This is a genomic window from Paenarthrobacter sp. MSM-2-10-13 (genome assembly GCF_011605365.1).
Taxonomy (GTDB): Bacteria; Actinomycetota; Actinomycetes; order Actinomycetales; family Micrococcaceae; genus Arthrobacter.
In genome coordinates this window covers 1,094,332-1,111,847 of sequence record NZ_JAAOXO010000001.1, presented here as the reverse complement: position 1 = coordinate 1,111,847, position 17,516 = coordinate 1,094,332, and the positions used below count along the sequence as shown (strand labels likewise).

Annotated in this window: 17 protein-coding genes; 9 read left to right on the top strand and 8 right to left on the bottom strand. The window is 60.9% G+C overall.

Annotated features, from left to right (window positions below):
* Positions 1-275: 275 nt before the first annotated feature.
* Positions 276-1,874 (top strand): ABC-F family ATP-binding cassette domain-containing protein, encoded by a 1,599-nt coding sequence (locus HAV21_RS05270; RefSeq protein WP_062068715.1) that lies wholly within the window; start codon positions 276-278, stop codon positions 1,872-1,874.
* A gap of 177 nt (positions 1,875-2,051) precedes the next feature.
* Here the strand turns inward: HAV21_RS05270 and HAV21_RS05265 are convergent, their stop codons facing one another.
* The 4 genes from HAV21_RS05265 to HAV21_RS05250 are packed head-to-tail and all read right to left on the bottom strand — an operon-like array spanning position 2,052 to position 4,157.
* Complete coding sequence (locus HAV21_RS05265; protein ID WP_166840750.1) at positions 2,052-2,537, bottom strand: YbaK/EbsC family protein; 486 nt, start codon at positions 2,535-2,537, stop codon at positions 2,052-2,054.
* Positions 2,521-3,387 (bottom strand): SURF1 family protein, encoded by an 867-nt coding sequence (locus HAV21_RS05260; protein WP_166840748.1) that lies wholly within the window; start codon positions 3,385-3,387, stop codon positions 2,521-2,523. The genes HAV21_RS05265 and HAV21_RS05260 overlap by 17 nt, the downstream gene beginning before the upstream one ends.
* A complete protein-coding gene (locus HAV21_RS05255; protein ID WP_142939212.1) occupies positions 3,388-3,663 on the bottom strand; it encodes a hypothetical protein in 276 nt (91 codons plus the stop codon). It lies immediately after the preceding gene.
* Complete coding sequence (locus HAV21_RS05250) at positions 3,660-4,157, bottom strand: DUF3099 domain-containing protein (RefSeq protein ID WP_166840747.1); 498 nt, start codon at positions 4,155-4,157, stop codon at positions 3,660-3,662. Before HAV21_RS05250 ends, HAV21_RS05255 begins: the two co-directional genes overlap by 4 nt.
* A gap of 154 nt (positions 4,158-4,311) precedes the next feature.
* On the opposite strand from HAV21_RS05250, the gene HAV21_RS05245 reads away from it, so the two are divergent.
* The 3 genes from HAV21_RS05245 (at position 4,312) to HAV21_RS05235 (ending at position 7,734) form a co-directional block, all read left to right on the top strand.
* Positions 4,312-5,037 carry a beta-ketoacyl-ACP reductase gene (locus HAV21_RS05245; RefSeq protein ID WP_142939210.1) on the top strand — a complete coding sequence of 242 codons (726 nt, stop codon included), beginning with the start codon at positions 4,312-4,314 and terminating at the stop codon, positions 5,035-5,037.
* A gap of 116 nt (positions 5,038-5,153) precedes the next feature.
* A complete protein-coding gene (locus tag HAV21_RS05240; RefSeq protein ID WP_142939209.1) occupies positions 5,154-5,906 on the top strand; it encodes an SDR family oxidoreductase in 753 nt (250 codons plus the stop codon).
* 325 nt (positions 5,907-6,231) lie between these two features.
* Complete coding sequence (locus tag HAV21_RS05235) at positions 6,232-7,734, top strand: sugar ABC transporter ATP-binding protein (RefSeq protein WP_166840745.1); 1,503 nt, start codon at positions 6,232-6,234, stop codon at positions 7,732-7,734.
* Positions 7,735-7,811: 77 nt separating this feature from the next.
* Here the strand turns inward: HAV21_RS05235 and HAV21_RS05230 are convergent, their stop codons facing one another.
* The gene (locus HAV21_RS05230; protein WP_243753096.1) at positions 7,812-8,282 is read right to left on the bottom strand and encodes a hypothetical protein; all 471 of its coding nucleotides are present in this window, start codon (positions 8,280-8,282) and stop codon (positions 7,812-7,814) included.
* A gap of 427 nt (positions 8,283-8,709) precedes the next feature.
* Positions 8,710-9,603 (bottom strand): phosphoserine phosphatase SerB, encoded by an 894-nt coding sequence (gene serB / locus HAV21_RS05225; protein WP_166840743.1) that lies wholly within the window; start codon positions 9,601-9,603, stop codon positions 8,710-8,712.
* Between the two features lie 111 nt (positions 9,604-9,714).
* Here serB and HAV21_RS05220 point away from each other — a divergent pair, with 111 nt between their 5' ends.
* From HAV21_RS05220 to HAV21_RS05200, 5 genes are all read left to right on the top strand, one after another.
* Positions 9,715-10,500 carry an ABC transporter ATP-binding protein gene (locus HAV21_RS05220; RefSeq protein WP_062068735.1) on the top strand — a complete coding sequence of 262 codons (786 nt, stop codon included), beginning with the start codon at positions 9,715-9,717 and terminating at the stop codon, positions 10,498-10,500.
* Between the two features lie 19 nt (positions 10,501-10,519).
* On the top strand, positions 10,520-11,305 hold the full coding sequence (locus tag HAV21_RS05215; protein WP_142939206.1) for a sulfite exporter TauE/SafE family protein: 786 nt from the start codon (positions 10,520-10,522) through the stop codon (positions 11,303-11,305).
* Between the two features lie 7 nt (positions 11,306-11,312).
* Positions 11,313-12,122, top strand: a complete 810-nt coding sequence (locus HAV21_RS05210; protein ID WP_166840742.1) for an RNA methyltransferase — start codon at positions 11,313-11,315, stop codon at positions 12,120-12,122.
* A 141-nt stretch (positions 12,123-12,263) separates the two neighbouring features.
* Entirely contained in the window at positions 12,264-12,521 is a 258-nt protein-coding gene (locus tag HAV21_RS05205) for a type B 50S ribosomal protein L31 (protein WP_142939204.1), read from the top strand.
* 85 nt (positions 12,522-12,606) lie between these two features.
* Positions 12,607-13,707, top strand: coding sequence for a biotin/lipoate A/B protein ligase family protein (locus tag HAV21_RS05200; protein WP_208095880.1), 1,101 nt, complete (start codon positions 12,607-12,609; stop codon positions 13,705-13,707).
* 55 nt (positions 13,708-13,762) lie between these two features.
* Here HAV21_RS05200 and pepN read toward each other — a convergent pair whose 3' ends face one another.
* A complete protein-coding gene (pepN, locus tag HAV21_RS05195; protein WP_166840737.1) occupies positions 13,763-16,366 on the bottom strand; it encodes an aminopeptidase N in 2,604 nt (867 codons plus the stop codon).
* Positions 16,367-16,370: 4 nt separating this feature from the next.
* Complete coding sequence (locus HAV21_RS05190; protein ID WP_166840735.1) at positions 16,371-17,420, bottom strand: putative sulfate exporter family transporter; 1,050 nt, start codon at positions 17,418-17,420, stop codon at positions 16,371-16,373.
* Positions 17,421-17,516 lie beyond the last annotated feature (96 nt).

The window sequence follows — 17,516 nt, the reverse complement described above, 5'->3', positions numbered from 1 at the left end:
GACGGTCCTATCGGGTGTAATGCGATGCGATGGATGTTTTTGTTTCCCCTGTTGTCGAGAGTACGGAGGGAACGGAATCGGGATTTTGGAGTCTTTCCACAACACTGACCCGGAATTCTTTGGCCGTCAGCACAGTTTCCTCCTGGGAGGACCGATGTCAGGCAGCGGCCTAGGTACCGGTAGACTTGAACAGGCTGTTCTCACGGCCGCCCCCGCCGCACTTATCGGACCCACCGGTCCCCGCGAGCGTTCCCCATTGAAAGGCATCACCCGAATTGATTACCGTCCAGGACCTCGAACTCCGCGCCGGCGCACGCCTGCTCATGGACCAGGTCAACTTCAGGGTGGACAAAGGGGACAAGATTGGACTCGTCGGACGTAACGGTGCCGGCAAGACCACACTCACCCGGGTCCTCGCCGGCGAAGGGCTCCCCGCCGGGGGTAAAGTCACCCGCAGCGGTGAGATCGGCTACCTTCCACAGGATCCGCGGACTCCGGACATGGAACAGCTCGCCCGTGACCGCATCCTTTCGGCCCGCGGCCTGGATGTGGTGGTGGGCAAGCTGAAGAAGGCCCACGAGGATATGGCAAGCGATGACGCGGCGGTCCAGCGTAAAGCCATGAATCGCTATGACCGCCTGGAGGCTGAGTTTCTCTCGGGCGGTGGCTACGCAGCGGAAGCTGAAGCTGCTGCGATCTCCTCCAACCTTGCGTTGCCGGATCGCCTCCTCAACCAGCCACTCAAGACCCTTTCCGGTGGCCAGCGCCGCCGTGTGGAGTTGGCGCGCATCCTGTACTCCGATGCGGAGACCCTGCTCCTCGACGAACCCACCAACCACCTTGACGCCGACTCCATCACCTGGCTGCGTGACTTCCTGAAGAACCACCAGGGTGGCTTGATCGTGATCAGTCACGACACCGACCTGCTCGAGGCGACGGTGAACAAGGTCTTCCTCCTGGACGCCAACCGCGCCCAGATCGATTACTACAACATGGACTGGAAGCGCTACTTGCTCCAGCGCGAAACGGATGAACGCGCCCGGAAGCGTGAACGCGCCAACGCCGAAAAGAAGGCGCAGGTCCTGATCGACCAGGCCAACAAGATGCGCGCCAAGGCAACCAAGGCCGTCGCTGCCCAAAACATGGCCAAGCGAGCAGAGCGGCTCCTGAGCGGCTTGGAGGCAGTGCGCGAAAACGACCGCGTGGCAGCTCTGCGGTTCCCGGATCCGTCTCCTTGCGGCAAGACCCCCTTGACTGCGGAGGGATTGAGCAAGTCCTACGGTTCGCTGGAGATTTTCACGGACGTGGACCTGGCAATCGATCGCGGTTCCAAGGTGGTCATCCTTGGACTCAACGGTGCGGGCAAGACCACTCTTCTGCGCATGCTGGCCGGCGTCGATAAGCCTGACACCGGCGACATCATCCCCGGACACGGCCTCAAGGTGGGCTACTACGCCCAGGAGCATGAGACCCTCGACGTCGACCGAACGGTCCTGGAAAACATGCGGTCTTCAGCTCCGGACATGAAGGATGCCGAAGTCCGAGGCATCCTGGGCTCGTTCCTGTTCTCCGGCGACGACGTGGACAAGCCCGCCGGCGTCCTCTCCGGCGGTGAGAAGACACGCCTGGCCCTGGCGACCATTGTTGCCTCCAGCGCCAACGTGCTGCTCCTCGATGAGCCCACCAACAACCTGGACCCGGCCAGCCGCGCAGAGATCCTGGGTGCGCTCAAGAACTACAGTGGCGCCGTCGTCATGGTCAGCCACGACGAAGGTGCCGTGTCGGCGCTGAACCCGGAGCGCGTTGTGCTGCTCCCGGACGGTGTTGAAGACCACTGGAACGAGGACTACCTGGACTTGATCACGCTGGCGTAAGCCCTGGTTGCGTTCGGCTGCGCGCGTGTTGCGTCCGCTGCGTCGCGTCTGGTTGCGTTCCGCTGCGCGGCGTGCTCGATCTGCCGCGTGCTCGCTCGTTCCTCGCTTAGACGCACGCTACGCAGATCAACCTCGTCGCTTCGCTCGCGGTGGGGTCACCCCCGCAGGCTGATGCAGCTAGCGGACCCGGAGTTCTTCAGCGTCGGTGATGCGCGCTAGTTCTTCGTAGCTGATGGAGAACATGGAGTTGTGGTCTCCGGCTCCTGCCCAGAGAAGTGGGTGTTCTTGGAGCGAGGTGTCCAGGATGGTGCGGAGTTTCCTGGGGTGGCCTACGGGCGCTACTCCGCCTACTTCCTGGCCTGTGTGTTCCAGCACGAAGTCGGGTTTTGCGCGGCGGATTTTGCCGGCCCCCAGCTTCTCCGCCACAAGCCCCGTGTCCACCTTCGCCGCACCGCTTGCGAGGATGAGCAGCGGCTCGCCATCAAGTTCGAAGACCAGGCTGTTGGTGATTGCCGCGACTTCACATTCCAACACAGCAGCAGCGGCGGCAGCTGTAGGGACCTTTTCCTCGAATGTCCGGACGGTGTCCTCGGCGCCGGCGGCAGTCAAAGCGGACCGGACATTGAGCACCGGATCGTGAACCGGATCAGTAGCCCTGAGCATCAAGGATGGCGTCTTCCTCTTCTTCGGACGTGGGTCGCTTGTTTTTCCGGGGAGCGGGGGCACGCTTCCTGGGCGTGCCACCCGCGGCCATGATCTGCTCGTCCTCTTCGTCTTCGGCATCAATGGCGGCGTTCCGGGCCTGTTGCCGTGCAGCGTATCCAAAGCCGATGAACATCAGGACGCCGAAGGCGAACCATTGCAGTGAGTAGGAGAGGTGCGTCCCTTCCTCAGTGGCCGGCTTGGGGAAAGGCGTGGGCATCGGCCGCACTGCAGGAGATTCACTGGCCAACTGCCCGTAAGCACCTGTTGCGATTGGATAAGGGAGTTCCTCGGCAAAGCTTGCGAGGTCAATCGAAGCCAGCTGACCGTCAACCGCGCCACGATCCAGCTTGGGTTCGGCAGGCTTGAGACGGGCCACCACAGTTACTTCACCAGTGGGTGGAGCAGGGATCACGTCAGGCCGGCCTGGTGTGTTGTTGCCGATGGGTAGCCAGCCGCGGTCGATCACGACTGCTTCGCCTGTAGTCAGCCGGAATGGAACCACGACGTCGTAGCCTGGCTGGCCGTTAAGCGGCCGGTTGCGCACAACCCGCTGCCCGTCGAGGTCATAACTGCCCCGTAGCTCAACCTGCGTCCATTCCCGTTCAGGGTCCAGGGAGTCGAACTCGTCCTTGATCTCGGCGTAGGGGATGGGGGTGGCCGAGTAGTTACTCACCACCCGATTGATTTCTGCCAACGTCTCAGCCCGGCGGTCCATCTGCCATCGCCCCAGGAAGACACAGGCTGTGGCGAAAATAACAGCCAGCACGAAGTACCCCAGCCACTTGCTGGAGAAGAGAAAACGGTACATTCAGCCAGCCTCATTCGCTGTTGCTTCACTGGCCTTGAACGGCAGTGTTTCCTTCCAGAGGCCACGCGTCTGCAGGTAATCCTCCAGCCAGTCCCGGTGTTCGCCGCACGAAAGCCACACCTTACGGCGATCCGGCGTGTGAATGCGCGGGTTGTTCCACAGGAGCTGCCACTCTGCGCCGGCGCGGCAACCTTTGCGGGAGCACGTTGCCGTAGCCGTGGCGCGTCCGGACTCCCCGCTGGCCGCACCCGGGCCGCCGAGGTTGAAGATATTCATAAAGCCGCCCGTTCGTCGCCGGACTGTCCGGCATCGCTTGAATGGCCCGTGGCCGGGCCTCCTGATGTGCCAGGTGTTTCGTCATCCACCAGTTCACCTTGGAGCACGGTTGGGGCGTCCACGGGAGCTTCTTCAGGCTCGGGGGAACGTTCCAATTCAGGGACGGCGACGTAGTCCAACAAGGACTCGCTATGGTCCTCGGCCTTGTCATTGCCATTGGCTATGACTACCGCAATCCACGGCAGGAAGACGGCGCCCACAATGGCAATGATCTTGAACCAGCCATCGACCACAAAAATGAGGATGATACAGACCATGCGAATACCCATGGCTACCGCGTACTTGACCATGCGATCACGCATGTCTTCGGAGTGGGCAGCAGCGGCGTCTGTGATGCTGTGGACTTCGGGGGCACCGGAAAAAGCGTCCGGTTCCCCGGGCACTTGCTGCAGGGGACTATTTTCTCGTGTCACAACTGAATCATCACGCTCCAAAGGCCTTCATCAATTCTCTCACCAAGGACGTACTCGCCCAAACCACACTGATGACCGGTTACCCGCCGGTTGCAGCGCCCGCCAGATAGGATCAACTCAGAAAATCCCTCTCTCATAGCGGCCTGGCAAATGCCGCGGAACCTGGAGCAAACCCATGTCTGAAGCAGTAACCACCGGCCGCAGCGTCCTGATCACCGGCGGCAACCGGGGCATCGGCCTCGCCATTGCCAAATCTTTCCTTGCCAATGGAGACAAGGTGGCTGTCACCTACCGCAGTGAATCAGAATTGCCTGAGGGCATCCTGGGGGTGAAGGCCGACGTCACGGACGAGGCGTCGATTGACGCTGCGTTCAAGATTGTCGAAGAGGCGCATGGCCCTGTGGAGGTACTGGTTGCCAACGCGGGCATTACCAAGGACACGCTGCTGCTGCGCATGAGCGAGGACGACTTTACGTCAGTCCTGGACACCAATCTCACCGGCGCCTTCCGTGTCATCAAGCGGGCCTCCAAAGGCATGATCCGGTTGCGGAAAGGCCGCGTTGTCCTCATCTCGTCGGTTTCCGGTCTCTATGGCGCCCCCGGCCAGATCAACTACTCCGCTTCCAAGGCAGGCATGGTGGGCATTGCACGCTCGCTGACGCGCGAACTCGGCAGCCGCGGCATTACGGCCAACGTTGTTGCACCCGGGTTCATCAACACAGATATGACTGCTGAATTGCCGGAGGAAACGCAGAAGTCCTATTTGGCCAACGTTCCCGCCGGACGCTTCGCTGAAGCTTCCGAGGTAGCAAACGTGGTGCGCTGGGTTGCCAGTGACGAGGCCGCGTACATCTCCGGAGCCGTGATTCCTGTGGATGGCGGCCTGGGGATGGGCCACTAGGCAACTAGCCCGCACATAAGTTTTTGTTCGAGGGCAACAACGGATTTCTCCCGTGCCGCTGGCATGATGGAACCCGAGCCCACCGAATTTGGATGAAGTGAACAAAAGGAGCACGAATGGGAATGCTGGATAACAAGACCGCGATCGTCACAGGGTCCTCCCGCGGAATTGGCGCCGAAGTTGCCAAGATCCTCGCAGGTGAGGGCGCCGCCGTCGTGGTCAACTACCGCCAGAAGGCGCCTCGCGCCAACAAGGTAGTGGCCGGGATCCAGGCTGCAGGTGGACGTGCAGCCGCCGTCGGCGCAGACCTCACTACCGATGAAGGAGTTCACGCACTGGCCAGCACCGCGATGGAAGAGTTCGGCTCCCTCGATATCCTGGTCCTCAATGCCTCCGGCGGTATGGAATCCGGCATGGAGGAGGGGTACGCACTCAAGCTGAACCGCGATGCCCAGGTCAACATGCTCAATGCGGCTGTTCCCCTCATGCCCGAGGGATCTCGCGTGGTATTCGTCACCAGCCACCAGGCGCACTTTGTGGAGACCGTGCCCACTATGCCCGAGTATGAGCCTGTGGCAAAGAGCAAGCGCGCCGGTGAGGATGCCCTGCGCGCCCTCCTGCCCAACCTTGCGGACAAGGGCATCTCACTGGTGGTTGTGTCCGGCGATATGATCGAGGGCACCGTGACTGCCACGTTGCTTGATCGCTCCAACCCGGGCGCTATCGAAGCGCGCCGCGCGGAAGCCGGCAAGCTCTACTCCGTGGAGGAGTTCGCAGCCGAGGTGGCAAAGATGGTGACCGCCGACGTCGAATCCGGCCACACTGAATATGTGGGCGGCGCCGACTACTTCGACAAAACGTCAGAGTAGCCTTCGCACACCACTCCAGCAGAGGCCCGGGACATGTGTCCCGGGCCTCTGCTGCTTAAACACGCCTTGGCGTGTGAACAATAACGATTCCAACAATTATTTTGATTTTCGCGTCACGAAATGCGCTTTATTGTTTTACGGCAATCGCTTTGCAATATGGGATTTGATCTGATTGACTCTCAAAGGCGCCCTCGCCCTTGGTTATCAACGGGCCGCACAACCCCGGGTTGGGAGTTTAGATACACTCAGCAACCTCATGCAGCATGTGGAAGCTACTCGGTTGACTCACAGGGCGATTATTGTCCCCTTGCATTAGGAGCTTTCGTTGGACCTGTTATTGCACGCCGATAATATTCATGCATCATACGATCAGCGGCGAATCCTCAAAGGCGTTGCACTTTCGGTACGACGAGGCGAGATCCTGGGTTTGATCGGAACCAACGGTGCGGGAAAAACCACGCTGATGGGTGTACTGGCCGGCTTGCATCAACACGACGCCGGGCTGATGACGCTGGCGGGAGAAAAGTATGGGCCGGAATCCCTTGATGAAGCGCAAGCCTGCGGAGTCGGCCTCATCCCGCAGAACTTCAGGATCGACCCCCAGCTAACCATCGCACAAGCCATCTTTCGCGGTACGTTCCAGGCAGACAGGCCCCACGAGGAACTCCGTGAGCAAGCAAGCCAGCTGATCGGTGACATCGGCGTCAGCCTGGATCCGGACACCAAAGCTGGATCCCTCATCCGTGCTGAGCAAGCCCTGGTGGAAGTCCTGAGGATGGTCGCCGAAGAAGCCCAGCTCGTCATCATGGACGAGGTTGCTGCATCGCTTCCGGACCATGACGTCGCCGTGCTCCATCAGGTTCTGCGCATGCTCGTCCGGCAAGGACGGGCCATCATTTACATCACCCATCGCCTGGACGAGGTCCGATCCATTGCCCACCGCATAGCCATACTCAGGGAAGGCCGGGTGCACAAAATCCTGGAGGCCAGCCATACCGACGTCGACGAACTGGCCTTCCTGTTGCTTCAGCACGAACTGGAAGGCAGCGCCAGGCCCAGCGACCCCGCCGAGGTTGATGAGGTCCTGCGGGTAGTGTCCCTCAGCGTGGGGGACAGGGTTCGGGACATTACCTTCAGTGTGGGCAGGGGCGAGATTCTTGGCTTGGCAGGAACGCATCGTTCCGGCGTCTACGAGTTGGTCGAAGCGCTGGCGGGCGTCCGCCCCGGCACCTCAGGCCACCTGCTCATGCATGGACAAGCAGTGCAGATACGGTCGGTCGAGGATGCCATGCGGTTGAAGATCGGATACTTGTCCGATGCCCTCGACGCTGACCAGGCCACGGGAACCATAGTGGCAGGCCTTCAGCGAGGCGTGGAAGGGGGAGAAACGAGCCTTCGGGATGAGATCACGCAGCTTCGTGGGGTTGCGGAAGTCATTCAACGCATGCGCATCAGCACCACCAACATCCACGGAAACATCAGTACGCTTTCGGGCGGCGACCGCCAGAAAGTGCAGCTTGCCAAGTGGATGACCACAGGCTGCGACCTCTTGATCCTTAGCCATCCGAGCCGCGGAATCGACATCGGCGCCAAGGAAGCGGTCTACCAGATGCTCAACGAGCTCAGCCAAACAGGCGTGGCCATTATTCTCCTGTCCTCGGACCTGTCCGAACTGATCAGCTGGTGCCACCGGGTGGGTGTCATGCGAGACGGCGAACTCGTGACCATCGAGGCCAATGCCAACACCAACGAAGATGTGCTGGTGCACCATATGTTGGGCGTGAAATTTGAATCAGGCAGCAGCGAGGCCCGGCGCGCGAGAATTTGACGCGTTGGATCCCTGCCACGGCAATAGGGGCGGTGACGCATGATGCGCCACCGCCCCTAGTGACTTTCCTCGAAAGATCAGATGGTGATGTCCTTGGCGAGGTTTTTGAGCTTGTGCCGGGCAAGCGCCAGGTTCGCATAGGTCCTGTCAAGCACAAGGTAGACGAACAGCCCCTTGGAGCCGCTCGAGTTCAGTACGTTGATGAGGTGGTACTGCGTTCCCAAGGTAATAAGAATGTCTTCGATGTCGCTGTCAAGGCTTAGGTCGGCCATGGTACGCAACTTGGCGCTCACCACGTTGGAGTTGCCGGCTGCAGCAACTCCGAGGTCAAAGCCGGGGCTTCCGCCCTGGGCCAAGGCCATGCCGCTGGAGTAGTCCACCACGGCAGCACCAGTTGATCCTTCGATGGCCAGCAGTTGCTTTATGGCTTCGTCCAGTGTGCTCATATCCGGTAGTTCCTGTTCTGTTGAGTAATCGGGAGTTTCTGTGAAGTCGGCAAACCGGCTTGCGTCGTCGTCATCAAGATCCAAGTGGAGGATCTCAAGCAAGGGTGACAAGGGACCTTCCGCGCCATCTTGTTCATGGGCGTTGGATTGGTAGCCTTCGCCGCGTTTCCACCATTTCCATGTGCGCTCTGAACGGCCCACTTCCTACCCTCGAATTTCGTCATTCCGGTCAACCGCTGATAATGCGGAGATATTGATAAGAATCTCCACTTTACACAATTAAGGGGCATCGGAGACTGAAATACGCCCTCGGCTACCATCGAGGGTATTCCGTCACCAGAAAGAATGACAATTGTATAAATTGTTTCTGTTTCTGCGTCACGAAATTGGTTTTACTGTTTCAGATCGGGTCTTTACGTTTTGAGCGTCGATAACGGGCACGCAGATACGTCAAAGCACCGGCGGGATAACCGCGCCGGTGCTTTGCGAGGGGACTGGAGAGGGGCTCGGGGAAAATGCGCCCCTGCAATCACACGTTGGCTATGTGCCGCACGGCGTCCAAATACGGCATGGTGATCACGGCGTCTGCCACCGCGCGAACAGCAGGTTTGGCATTGAAAGCAACTCCAATGCCGGCAGCACTGAGCATGTCAAGGTCATTGGCACCGTCGCCCACTGCGATGGTGTGCTCAAGGCTGATGCCCTCAGCAGCCGCCCACTCGCGCAAGTACTTTTCCTTGGCGGCCCGATCGATCACCGCGCCCAGCACCTTACCGGTCAACGCGCCGTCGACGATTTCAAGCTCGTTGGCGATCCAATGGTCCAAGCCGAGTTCATCAGCGATCGGACCCAGGATCTGATTGAATCCTCCGGACACCACCGCCACCACGTGGCCCGCCTTCTTGAAAGCCGCCACAAGTTCTGCCGCACCAAGGCTGAGGCGCACCTCTTGGCGAACAGAATCGACGACGGCGGCAGGCAGGCCTGCGAGGACGGCAACGCGGGCGTGGAGGCTCTGGGCAAAGTCCAACTCGCCGCGCATTGCGGCTTCGGTGACGGCAGCGACTTCCTCGCGTTTGCCAGCGTGCGCTGCCAGCAGTTCAATGACCTCTTGCTGGATCAGCGTGGAATCAACATCCATGATCAAAAGCTTGCGGGTGGCTTGGCGCAACGATTCAGGCACGATGGCTGTATCCACCCCTGCTTCTGCGGACTCTGCCACCAGCCGACGCATGGTCCGCAGTTCCACATCCGTGTCACCGCCCACCAGGAGAGCGGCCGTGTGCACTCCAAAGCGCTCGTCTCCACCCTGTGATTCCGATGACACTGCCGCGCCGGCATCGGCCAGCGTCTTCCGCACATTGTCGAGGGATTCGGGGGACAAGTTCACGCCATAGCTGACTGCAGCCAAGTTCGAAGTCATGGCCCCAATCCTACTGAGGGCGTTGCACGCGCCCGAATTCATTTCGCCACACAGAGCCTGCTTCACTGCCGGTTATCAGTCATATGGATTTTTGTCCTAGTGTCTACTGCTATGAGTGATGTTCTGGAATTGGCTTCCGTCAGCGTTGTCCGAGGCAAGAAGACCCTGCTGGACAAGGTTGACTGGCAGGTCAACGAAGGCGAACGCTGGGTCATCCTGGGACCCAATGGAGCCGGCAAGACCACCCTCCTCCAGATTGCTGCCGCCCGCCTGCACCCAAGCAGCGGCAAGGCCGGAATCCTTGACGAAACCCTGGGCCGCGTAGACGTCTTTGAACTGCGACCCCGGATCGGACTTTCCTCCGCCGCTCTTGCCACCCAGATTCCCGAACACGAGAACGTTCTCAACGTTGTGGTGACCGCTGCCTACGGAGTTACCGGCCGCTGGCGCGAGGGCTATGAGCGCGACGACGAACGCCGCGCCTTTGCCCTGCTCAACGACTGGGGGATGGGTCCTCTCCTGAACCGGACGTTCGCCACCCTGTCCGAGGGTGAGCGCAAACGTGTCCAGATTGCCCGCGCACTGATGACAGACCCCGAACTGCTTCTGCTGGACGAGCCCGCAGCCGGCCTTGATCTCGGGGGACGCGAAGAACTGGTCCACAAGTTGGGCGAACTCGCCAGTGACGAAGCAGCTCCGGCCATGGTCCTTGTCACCCACCACCTTGAGGAAGTGCCGCCAGGGTTCACTCACGCCATGCTGCTGCGCGAAGGCGGAGTGGTCGCGGCTGGGCCCATCAAGGAAGTACTCACCGACGAGCACCTCAGCAACACCTTCGGCCTGGCCTTGGATGTTTCGGAGAACGCCGGCCGCTACACGGCTACTGCCCGGCGCTAGAGGAGTTCTGTAACTTACTGTGGAGATTCTTAGCAGCATCCTGGTCTTTTTCGCGGGCTTGTGGGCCGGCACCATCAATGCCGTCGTCGGCTCCGGCACCCTTGTTACATTCCCCGTTCTCATCGCCATTGGCACAGCGCCAGTGGTTGCCTCCATGAGCAACGCCATGGGCCTGGTGGCGGGGAACGCCGCCGGCGCTTGGGGCTACCGGCGCGAACTCGCCGGCCGCGGTCGGCAATTGATGAAACTCTTGCCGGCCTCGTTGCTGGGCGGCATTACCGGTGCCTGGCTGCTGCTCCACCTTCCGGAGAAGGTGTTCCACTACGTAGCCCCAGTGCTGCTGATACTGGCTTTGCTGATGGTGGTCTTCCAGCCCAAGCTGCAGTCCTGGGTGAAGAACAGGGAACAAAACCCCGAGCATGCCATCCGCGATCGAAATCACGACGTCCTTTTAGTGGTCCTCGTGTACCTGGCGGGCGTATACGGAGGTTACTTCGTGGCAGCACAGGGAATCTTGCTGGTGGGGATTCTGGGGGTCTTCCTCTCAGGCACCATGCAAAACGCGAATGCCATGAAGAACATCCTGGTGCTGGGCGTCAACATGGTTGCCGCCGTTTCCTACCTGATTTTTGCGTTCGACCGTATTGAGTGGTTGTTCGTCCTCATCATCGCCGTAAGCTCCACCATTGGCGGCTTGATCGGTTCAAAGGTAGGCCGAAAGCTGTCCCCGAAGGTCCTGCGGGCCGTGATCTTCGTCCTCGGCATCGTGGCACTGGGCTTCATGATCGCCAACCTGCTGAAGTGACCGCACCTTGACGTTCCACTACCTTGAGTCGGCCGAGGATCCCCGCGTCAGCGACTACACAACGCTGACCGATGTTCATCTTCGGAAGCTCCGGGAGCCCCAGGAAGGCATGTACATCGCCGAATCCTCCAAGGTCCTCCGCAGGGCACTGGCCGCAGGCCATCAGCCACGCTCCTTTTTCCTGGCGGAGAAGTGGCTTGAGGACCTGGACGATGTTTTCCAGGCGTATCCCGACGTTCCGGTTTTCATTGGCAAAGCTGCACTGCTGGAAGAGATCACCGGCTTCCACCTGCACCGCGGAGCGATGGCTGCAATGCACCGGCCAGCCCCCGTTCCGCTGGCGCAGCTCCTTAGCAACGCGCAACGCGTGGCTGTGCTGGAGGACATCGTGGACCACACCAACGTTGGCGCCATCTTCCGCTCAGCTGCGGCGCTGGGTGTGGACGCCGTGCTGGTATCGCCCAGGTGCGGGGACCCCTTATACAGGCGCAGCGTTCGGGTCAGCATGGGAACGGTCTTCCAAATACCGTGGGCGCGCTTGGAAAGCTGGCCTGAGAGCTTGGCAGGCCTGCAGGAGCAAGGCTTCACGGTGGCCGCCATGGAGCTGACCGATGATGCGTTGACCCTGGACGAACTCGCCGCCAGAAACTACCCGAAACTCGCCTTGGTGCTGGGGACCGAAGGTGCCGGCATGAGTGAGGAGACGCTGGCCGCCGTCGACCTCACCGTGAAGATTCCCATGCGCGCAGGTGTGGACTCACTCAATGTCGCAGCTGCCTCGGCAGTGGCGTTCTGGGAGCTTCGTCCGCAGCACTGAGTCCGGTTCGTCTGGCATGGGCGTTTCCGCTATGATTGGTTGTTGGCCCGCCCGCTGGAATGTTCGCATTGCAGCCACGGACCACCTCCATTCATACCTGGCAGCTGGCAAAATCCAGTTGCGTGAACAAAAGGTCCCATTATGAAGTCTGATATCCACCCGAAGTACGAAGCTGTTGTCTTTAACGACCTGGCCTCCGGTACTCAGTTCCTGACCAAGTCCACCGTGTCTTCCTCGAAGACCATCGAGTGGGAAGACGGAAACACCTACCCGGTTATCGACGTCGAAATCTCTTCGGAGTCCCACCCGTTCTACACGGGCAAGCAGCGCATCATGGACTCCGCTGGCCGCGTCGAGCGCTTCAACGCTCGTTTCAAGGGCTTCGGCGGCTCGAAGTAACCCACTTCACCCCAAGGCTTTCAAGGCCCGCATTGCTGGACTTCCGGCAATGCGGGCTTTTGCGTTTTCCGGCAAGATGGAAACCATGACTTCCCACCCTGCCCACGAACAGCCCACCCATGACGACGGCACGCGCCTCCACGGCGAATACAAAGTACCGGGCGGCAAACTCGTAGTAGTTGACCTGGTGGTGGTTGATGGACGGTTTACCAATGTTTCGCTGAGCGGCGATTTTTTCCTGGAGCCCGATGAAGCCCTTGAGGACATCAACCGCGCGCTGACCGGACTTCCTGAAGACTCAACAGCGGCGGACATCGCCGCTGCCGTCACGGGCGGCCTCCCCGAAAACACCGTCATGTTCGGCTTCTCCGCCGAAGCGGTGGCGGTAGCAGTCCGTCGCGCACTGTCCAAGGCCACAGGCTGGGCGGACCACCAGTGGGAAGTCATCCCACCGTCAGTCCTGCCCACGCAGGTGAACGTCGCGCTGGATGAGGTGCTCACGGCAGAAGTGGGAGCCGGTCGACGCAATCCCACGTTGCGGTTCTGGGACTGGGAAGAACCATCCGTGGTGATCGGCAGCTTCCAGTCGGTGCGGAACGAGGTGGATCCGGACGGGGTCATGCGGCATGGTATCTCCGTGGTGCGTCGCATCAGTGGTGGCGGTGCCATGTTCATGGAGGCCGGAAACTGCATCACCTATTCCCTGTACCTGCCGCAGACGCTGGTGGACGGCATCAGCTTTGCTGACTCCTACGCATTCCTCGATGCCTGGGTCATGGCAGCCTTGGAGAAACTGGGCATTACTGCCTTCTACGTGCCCTTGAATGACATCGCCACCGATCAAGGCAAGATCGGTGGTGCCGCACAGAAAAGGCTCGCTAACGGCGGCATGCTCCATCACGTCACCATGAGCTACGACATCGACGCCGACAAGATGGTGGAGGTCTTGCGCATCGGCAAGGAAAAGCTCTCGGACAAAGGAACCCGGAGCGCCAAGAAGCGCGTGGACCCCCTGCGTCGCCAGACAGGTCTTGCACGGTCGGCAATCATTGAGGCCATGAAGGATGTCTTCATCGAACGCTACGGTGCCGTTGAATCACGGCTCACCGATAGTGAGCTCGACGAAGCCAGGCAGCGTGTGAATGAGAAGTTTGGCACTGAGGAATGGCTGAACCGGGTTCCCTAGGCGTTCCCCGGGTCATTTCCGGTGTACCTATCCTGCTGTCAACCTTTCCCGTCGTTCAGCCTGCCGCTTGGGAGGTCAGCGCCCGCAACAGGTGGCTCCGTTGTTCGATGAGGATGCGGCGCAGGGCACGGGGCGCCTCAGGGTGGTCATGCAACCACTGGTCCGCCCGGATGAGGACAGGGTGCTCAGTGGGCCGCATGCCTTCGGAGAGATTTTGGGCTCCGGGAAAGAGTCCACGGACTATTCGGCCCGCGATTTCAATACTCCGTTCGGACCACACTCGTTCAAGGCACTCGAAGTAGGGCTCGATGTAGCGTTCAAGAAGCTCTCCGGGAGCAGTGACGAACCCCGCTATGGTGGCGCTGAGGATCTCGTTGGAAAGACCGGCGCTGTTGACGATGGAATCCCAGGCTGCGGCCTTAACTGAGGCCTCCGGACGGGCGGCCGAGGCCAGAGCATAGCCCTCCTTGCCCGATGCTGTGGTATCAGCGTCAAGCTCCCGGTCCAGCTCAGCGAGGGTCGCCTGCCCATGGGCTGCCAACGCCTGCCACAGGCTCCAGCGCAGTTCAGCGTCCACGGCCAGGCCTTCCACCACGGTGGTGCCTTCCAGTATTCCCCGCACCAGGGGGAGCTGGCTGGCACCGTGCCTGGAAACCTCAGCCACGGTCCTGGCCCAGGCAAGTTGCTGGTCAGAGCCGGGAACAGCAGCCATCAACTGCTCAGCGGCTACTCCCAGAAAATCCTTCCGCACGCCCTCGCGCGTGGCCGCGGAGACATAACGCTCGATGGCACTGGCAGCGTTGCCCAGCACGTTGAGCAGGACACCTATACCCGTTTCCGAAGGCGCGAACTGCTCGACGGCGGTCACGTAACGGGCCGCCGGTGTGACGCCATCCCTGGCCGAATCCCAAAGCGCAGTCCAGCAGAGAGCACGTGCCATAGGATCCGAAATCCTGTTCAGTGATGTCCTTACCGTGTGTTCGGATCGGCTGTCCAGCCGGACCTTGACGTAACTGAGGTCGTCATCGTTGACCAGGAGCAGCGCTGGCCGGCGCCTTCCCTGCAATTCCGTCACCAGTGAGCTGGGTCCTGCAACGTCTACGTCGATGCTTTCGGTCCTTACCAAGGCACCCGTTGAGTCGGCGTCATACAGGCCCAGCCGCATACGGTGCGGACGGAGTTCCTGGTGACCGGTGAGGGGATCGATGGCGTCCTGCCGGAGCGTCACCGCACCGAGTATCCCGTCGTCTTCCACAATCTCGGCCGAAATAGTGGAGATGCCGGATGTCTGCAGCCACTGCCGGGCCCATCCGGCCAGATCCCGTCCCGAGGCCGCGCTGAGGGCCGCCAGGAGATCCTGGAGGGAAGTGTTCCCGAAGGCGTGATCCCTGAAGTACTGACGGGATCCTGCAATGAAGGCATCAAAGCCAACATAGGCAACCAGCTGCTTCAACACCGACGCACCCTTGGCATAGGTGATCCCGTCAAAGTTCTGTTTGGCGGCTTCAAGGTCCGGAATATCCGCCACGATCGGGTGCGTGGTGGGCAATTGGTCCTGCACATAGGCCCAGGCTTTGCGCTTGCTGGCGAAGTTCACCCATGCCGTGTCCCAATCCGTGGCACGGTCCACCCCCAGTGTCCCCATGTAGTCGGCGAACGACTCTTTGAGCCAGAGGTCATCCCACCAACTCATAGTCACCAGGTCTCCGAACCACATGTGGGCCATCTCATGCATGAGGGTATTGGCGCGGGCCTGGTACTGGGCGTCGGTGGCCCGTGAGGCGTACACGTATTTTTCAGTGAATGTCACGAGCCCGGGGTTTTCCATGGCGCCGAGGTTGTATTCGGGCACGAACGCTTGATCGTACTTGCCCCAAGGGTAGGGGTAGGCGAAAAGGTCGTTGAAGAAGGCCAGACCGTTCTTGGTCAACCCGAACAGGTGATCGGCATCGAAGGAGTCGGCCAACGAAGCCCGGCAGTAAAGTGCCAGTGGCACGTCCAGGCGAGTGCCGTCGTCGAGCGTTGTTCCCCAGTGGTCCGTGGCCTTGAAGTAGGGGCCGGCAAGGACCGTGGTGATGTAGGTGGACATTCGCTTGGTAGCGGCAAAATCCCACCGCGCGGCAGTCGGCTGGCCCTGAACCGGCGTGCGGGCCACCTCAACTCCGTTGGAAGCGACTTCCCAGCCGATTGGAGCGATCACGTGGAAGGTGAACTCGGCTTTGAGGTCCGGTTGTTCGAAATTGGCGAACACGCGGCGACTGTCCGCCGGTTCGTACTGCGTGTAGAGGTAGCACTGGCCATCCGCAGGATCCACGAAGCGGTGCATTCCCTCGCCTGAGCGGCTGTACAGCGCCGTCCCTGTCACCGTCACGGTATTCTCGGCAGCGAGGCCTTCCAGGATGATCCTGTGACGGTCCACCACTGACCGCAGGTCAAGCGTCAGGCCGTTCAGCACTACGGACTCGATGCCGCCGCTGATGAAATCCATGAAGGTGGCGGAGCCGGGTTCGGCTGAGAAAGTGACCGTGCTGATGCTCGGGTAACCGGCGACGGCGGGATCTGCCGCGTCGCGGACATCGAGGGTGACGTCGTAGCTGTGGGTGGTGATCAGGGCTGAACGGGTTGCGGCTTCATCGCGCGAGAGATTGTGATTCGACACACAGCTATCTAATCATGATCCACGCGGCCCCCAGGCCCAGCGATGCGATGAGCAGCCAAGAGCCCAGCGCCACCAGAACGGCGCGCCCTCCCGTATGAATCAGGGTGCGTACACGCACCGCCGAACCCAGCCCGAACAGGGCAGTCGCCAGGAGGATGTCCTGGACAGCGGCCGCCATTTCCAGACCGGTCTGCGGCACCCAGCCCAGTGAGCGCAGTGCCACCGTGGCGAGGAACCCGACCACAAACAGAGGAACAATCGGCGGGAACCGCCCGTCGATACCACCAGCCCCATCGCTTGTGCTGCTGGCACGCTTCCTTACATGGATGATTCGTTGGTGCACCCCGGCGGCAGCCGCAACCGGGGCCAGTAGGACCACACGCGTCAATTTGACGACGACGGCGATCGCCAGCGCCGATGTACCTGCAGTTTGCGCAGTGGCAACTACTTGGCCGACGTCATGCACCGAGGCGCCTGTCCACGCTCCGAACTGTTCAGGGTTCAGGCCCAAGGGGTGCATGAGCAGCGGCAAAACACCGATGGCGAGGGTACCGCAGAGGGTTACCAGTGCCACGGGGAGCACCGTGTCTTGATGTTTGATGCGTCGCACAGCTGCCATGGCGCCGATCGCGGATGCGCCGCAGATGGAGAAGCCGGTGGCAATGAGCAGGGCAGCTTCCCCGGGCAGACGCAGCAGACGCGCCAGCCCATAGGTTCCCGCAAAGCTCACCAGGACAACCCCGGCGATCAGCAGCAACGACAGCCACCCCAGGCCGATGACGTCGCCGATGCTGACCTTGAAGCCCAAGAGCACAATTCCGGCACGCATAAGGTGCTTTCCCGCGAAGTCCAGGCCTGGCCGGGCGCGCCCCGCGGCCAGGATAGCCGTGCCCGGTATATTTGCTGAAAGCAGTCCCAAGGCAACGGCTAGCGTCATCGCCGGGACAGCCGGAAAGACGCTGTGGATCGCGAAGGCAAGACCCGTGGCGGCGATGCTCAGGACCAAGCCTGGCCCCAGCCGGGACAAGCGGGGCGCGGGACTGTTGAAGGGCATGCCTCAACCCTGCCGGATGGGGGCACGGAAGGCGAACCGGGAGCACCCGGAAACGGCGACACAACCAGCGCGAAATGCGCTCGACTCAAAAAGGTG

Bases quoted from the DNA above. Each gene is read 5' to 3' on its own strand.
- HAV21_RS05265 (WP_166840750.1), bottom strand. From the start codon at position 2,537: ATGCTCAGGGCTACTGATCCGGTTCACGATCCGGTGCTCAATGTCCGG.
- HAV21_RS05260 (WP_166840748.1), bottom strand. From the start codon at position 3,387: ATGTACCGTTTTCTCTTCTCCAGCAAGTGGCTGGGGTACTTCGTGCTG.
- HAV21_RS05255 (WP_142939212.1), bottom strand. From the start codon at position 3,663: ATGAATATCTTCAACCTCGGCGGCCCGGGTGCGGCCAGCGGGGAGTCC.
- HAV21_RS05245 (WP_142939210.1), top strand. From the start codon at position 4,312: ATGTCTGAAGCAGTAACCACCGGCCGCAGCGTCCTGATCACCGGCGGC.
- HAV21_RS05240 (WP_142939209.1), top strand. From the start codon at position 5,154: ATGGGAATGCTGGATAACAAGACCGCGATCGTCACAGGGTCCTCCCGC.
- serB (WP_166840743.1), bottom strand. From the start codon at position 9,603: ATGACTTCGAACTTGGCTGCAGTCAGCTATGGCGTGAACTTGTCCCCC.
- HAV21_RS05220 (WP_062068735.1), top strand. From the start codon at position 9,715: ATGAGTGATGTTCTGGAATTGGCTTCCGTCAGCGTTGTCCGAGGCAAG.
- HAV21_RS05205 (WP_142939204.1), top strand. From the start codon at position 12,264: ATGAAGTCTGATATCCACCCGAAGTACGAAGCTGTTGTCTTTAACGAC.
- HAV21_RS05200 (WP_208095880.1), top strand. From the start codon at position 12,607: ATGACTTCCCACCCTGCCCACGAACAGCCCACCCATGACGACGGCACG.
- HAV21_RS05190 (WP_166840735.1), bottom strand. From the start codon at position 17,420: ATGCCCTTCAACAGTCCCGCGCCCCGCTTGTCCCGGCTGGGGCCAGGC.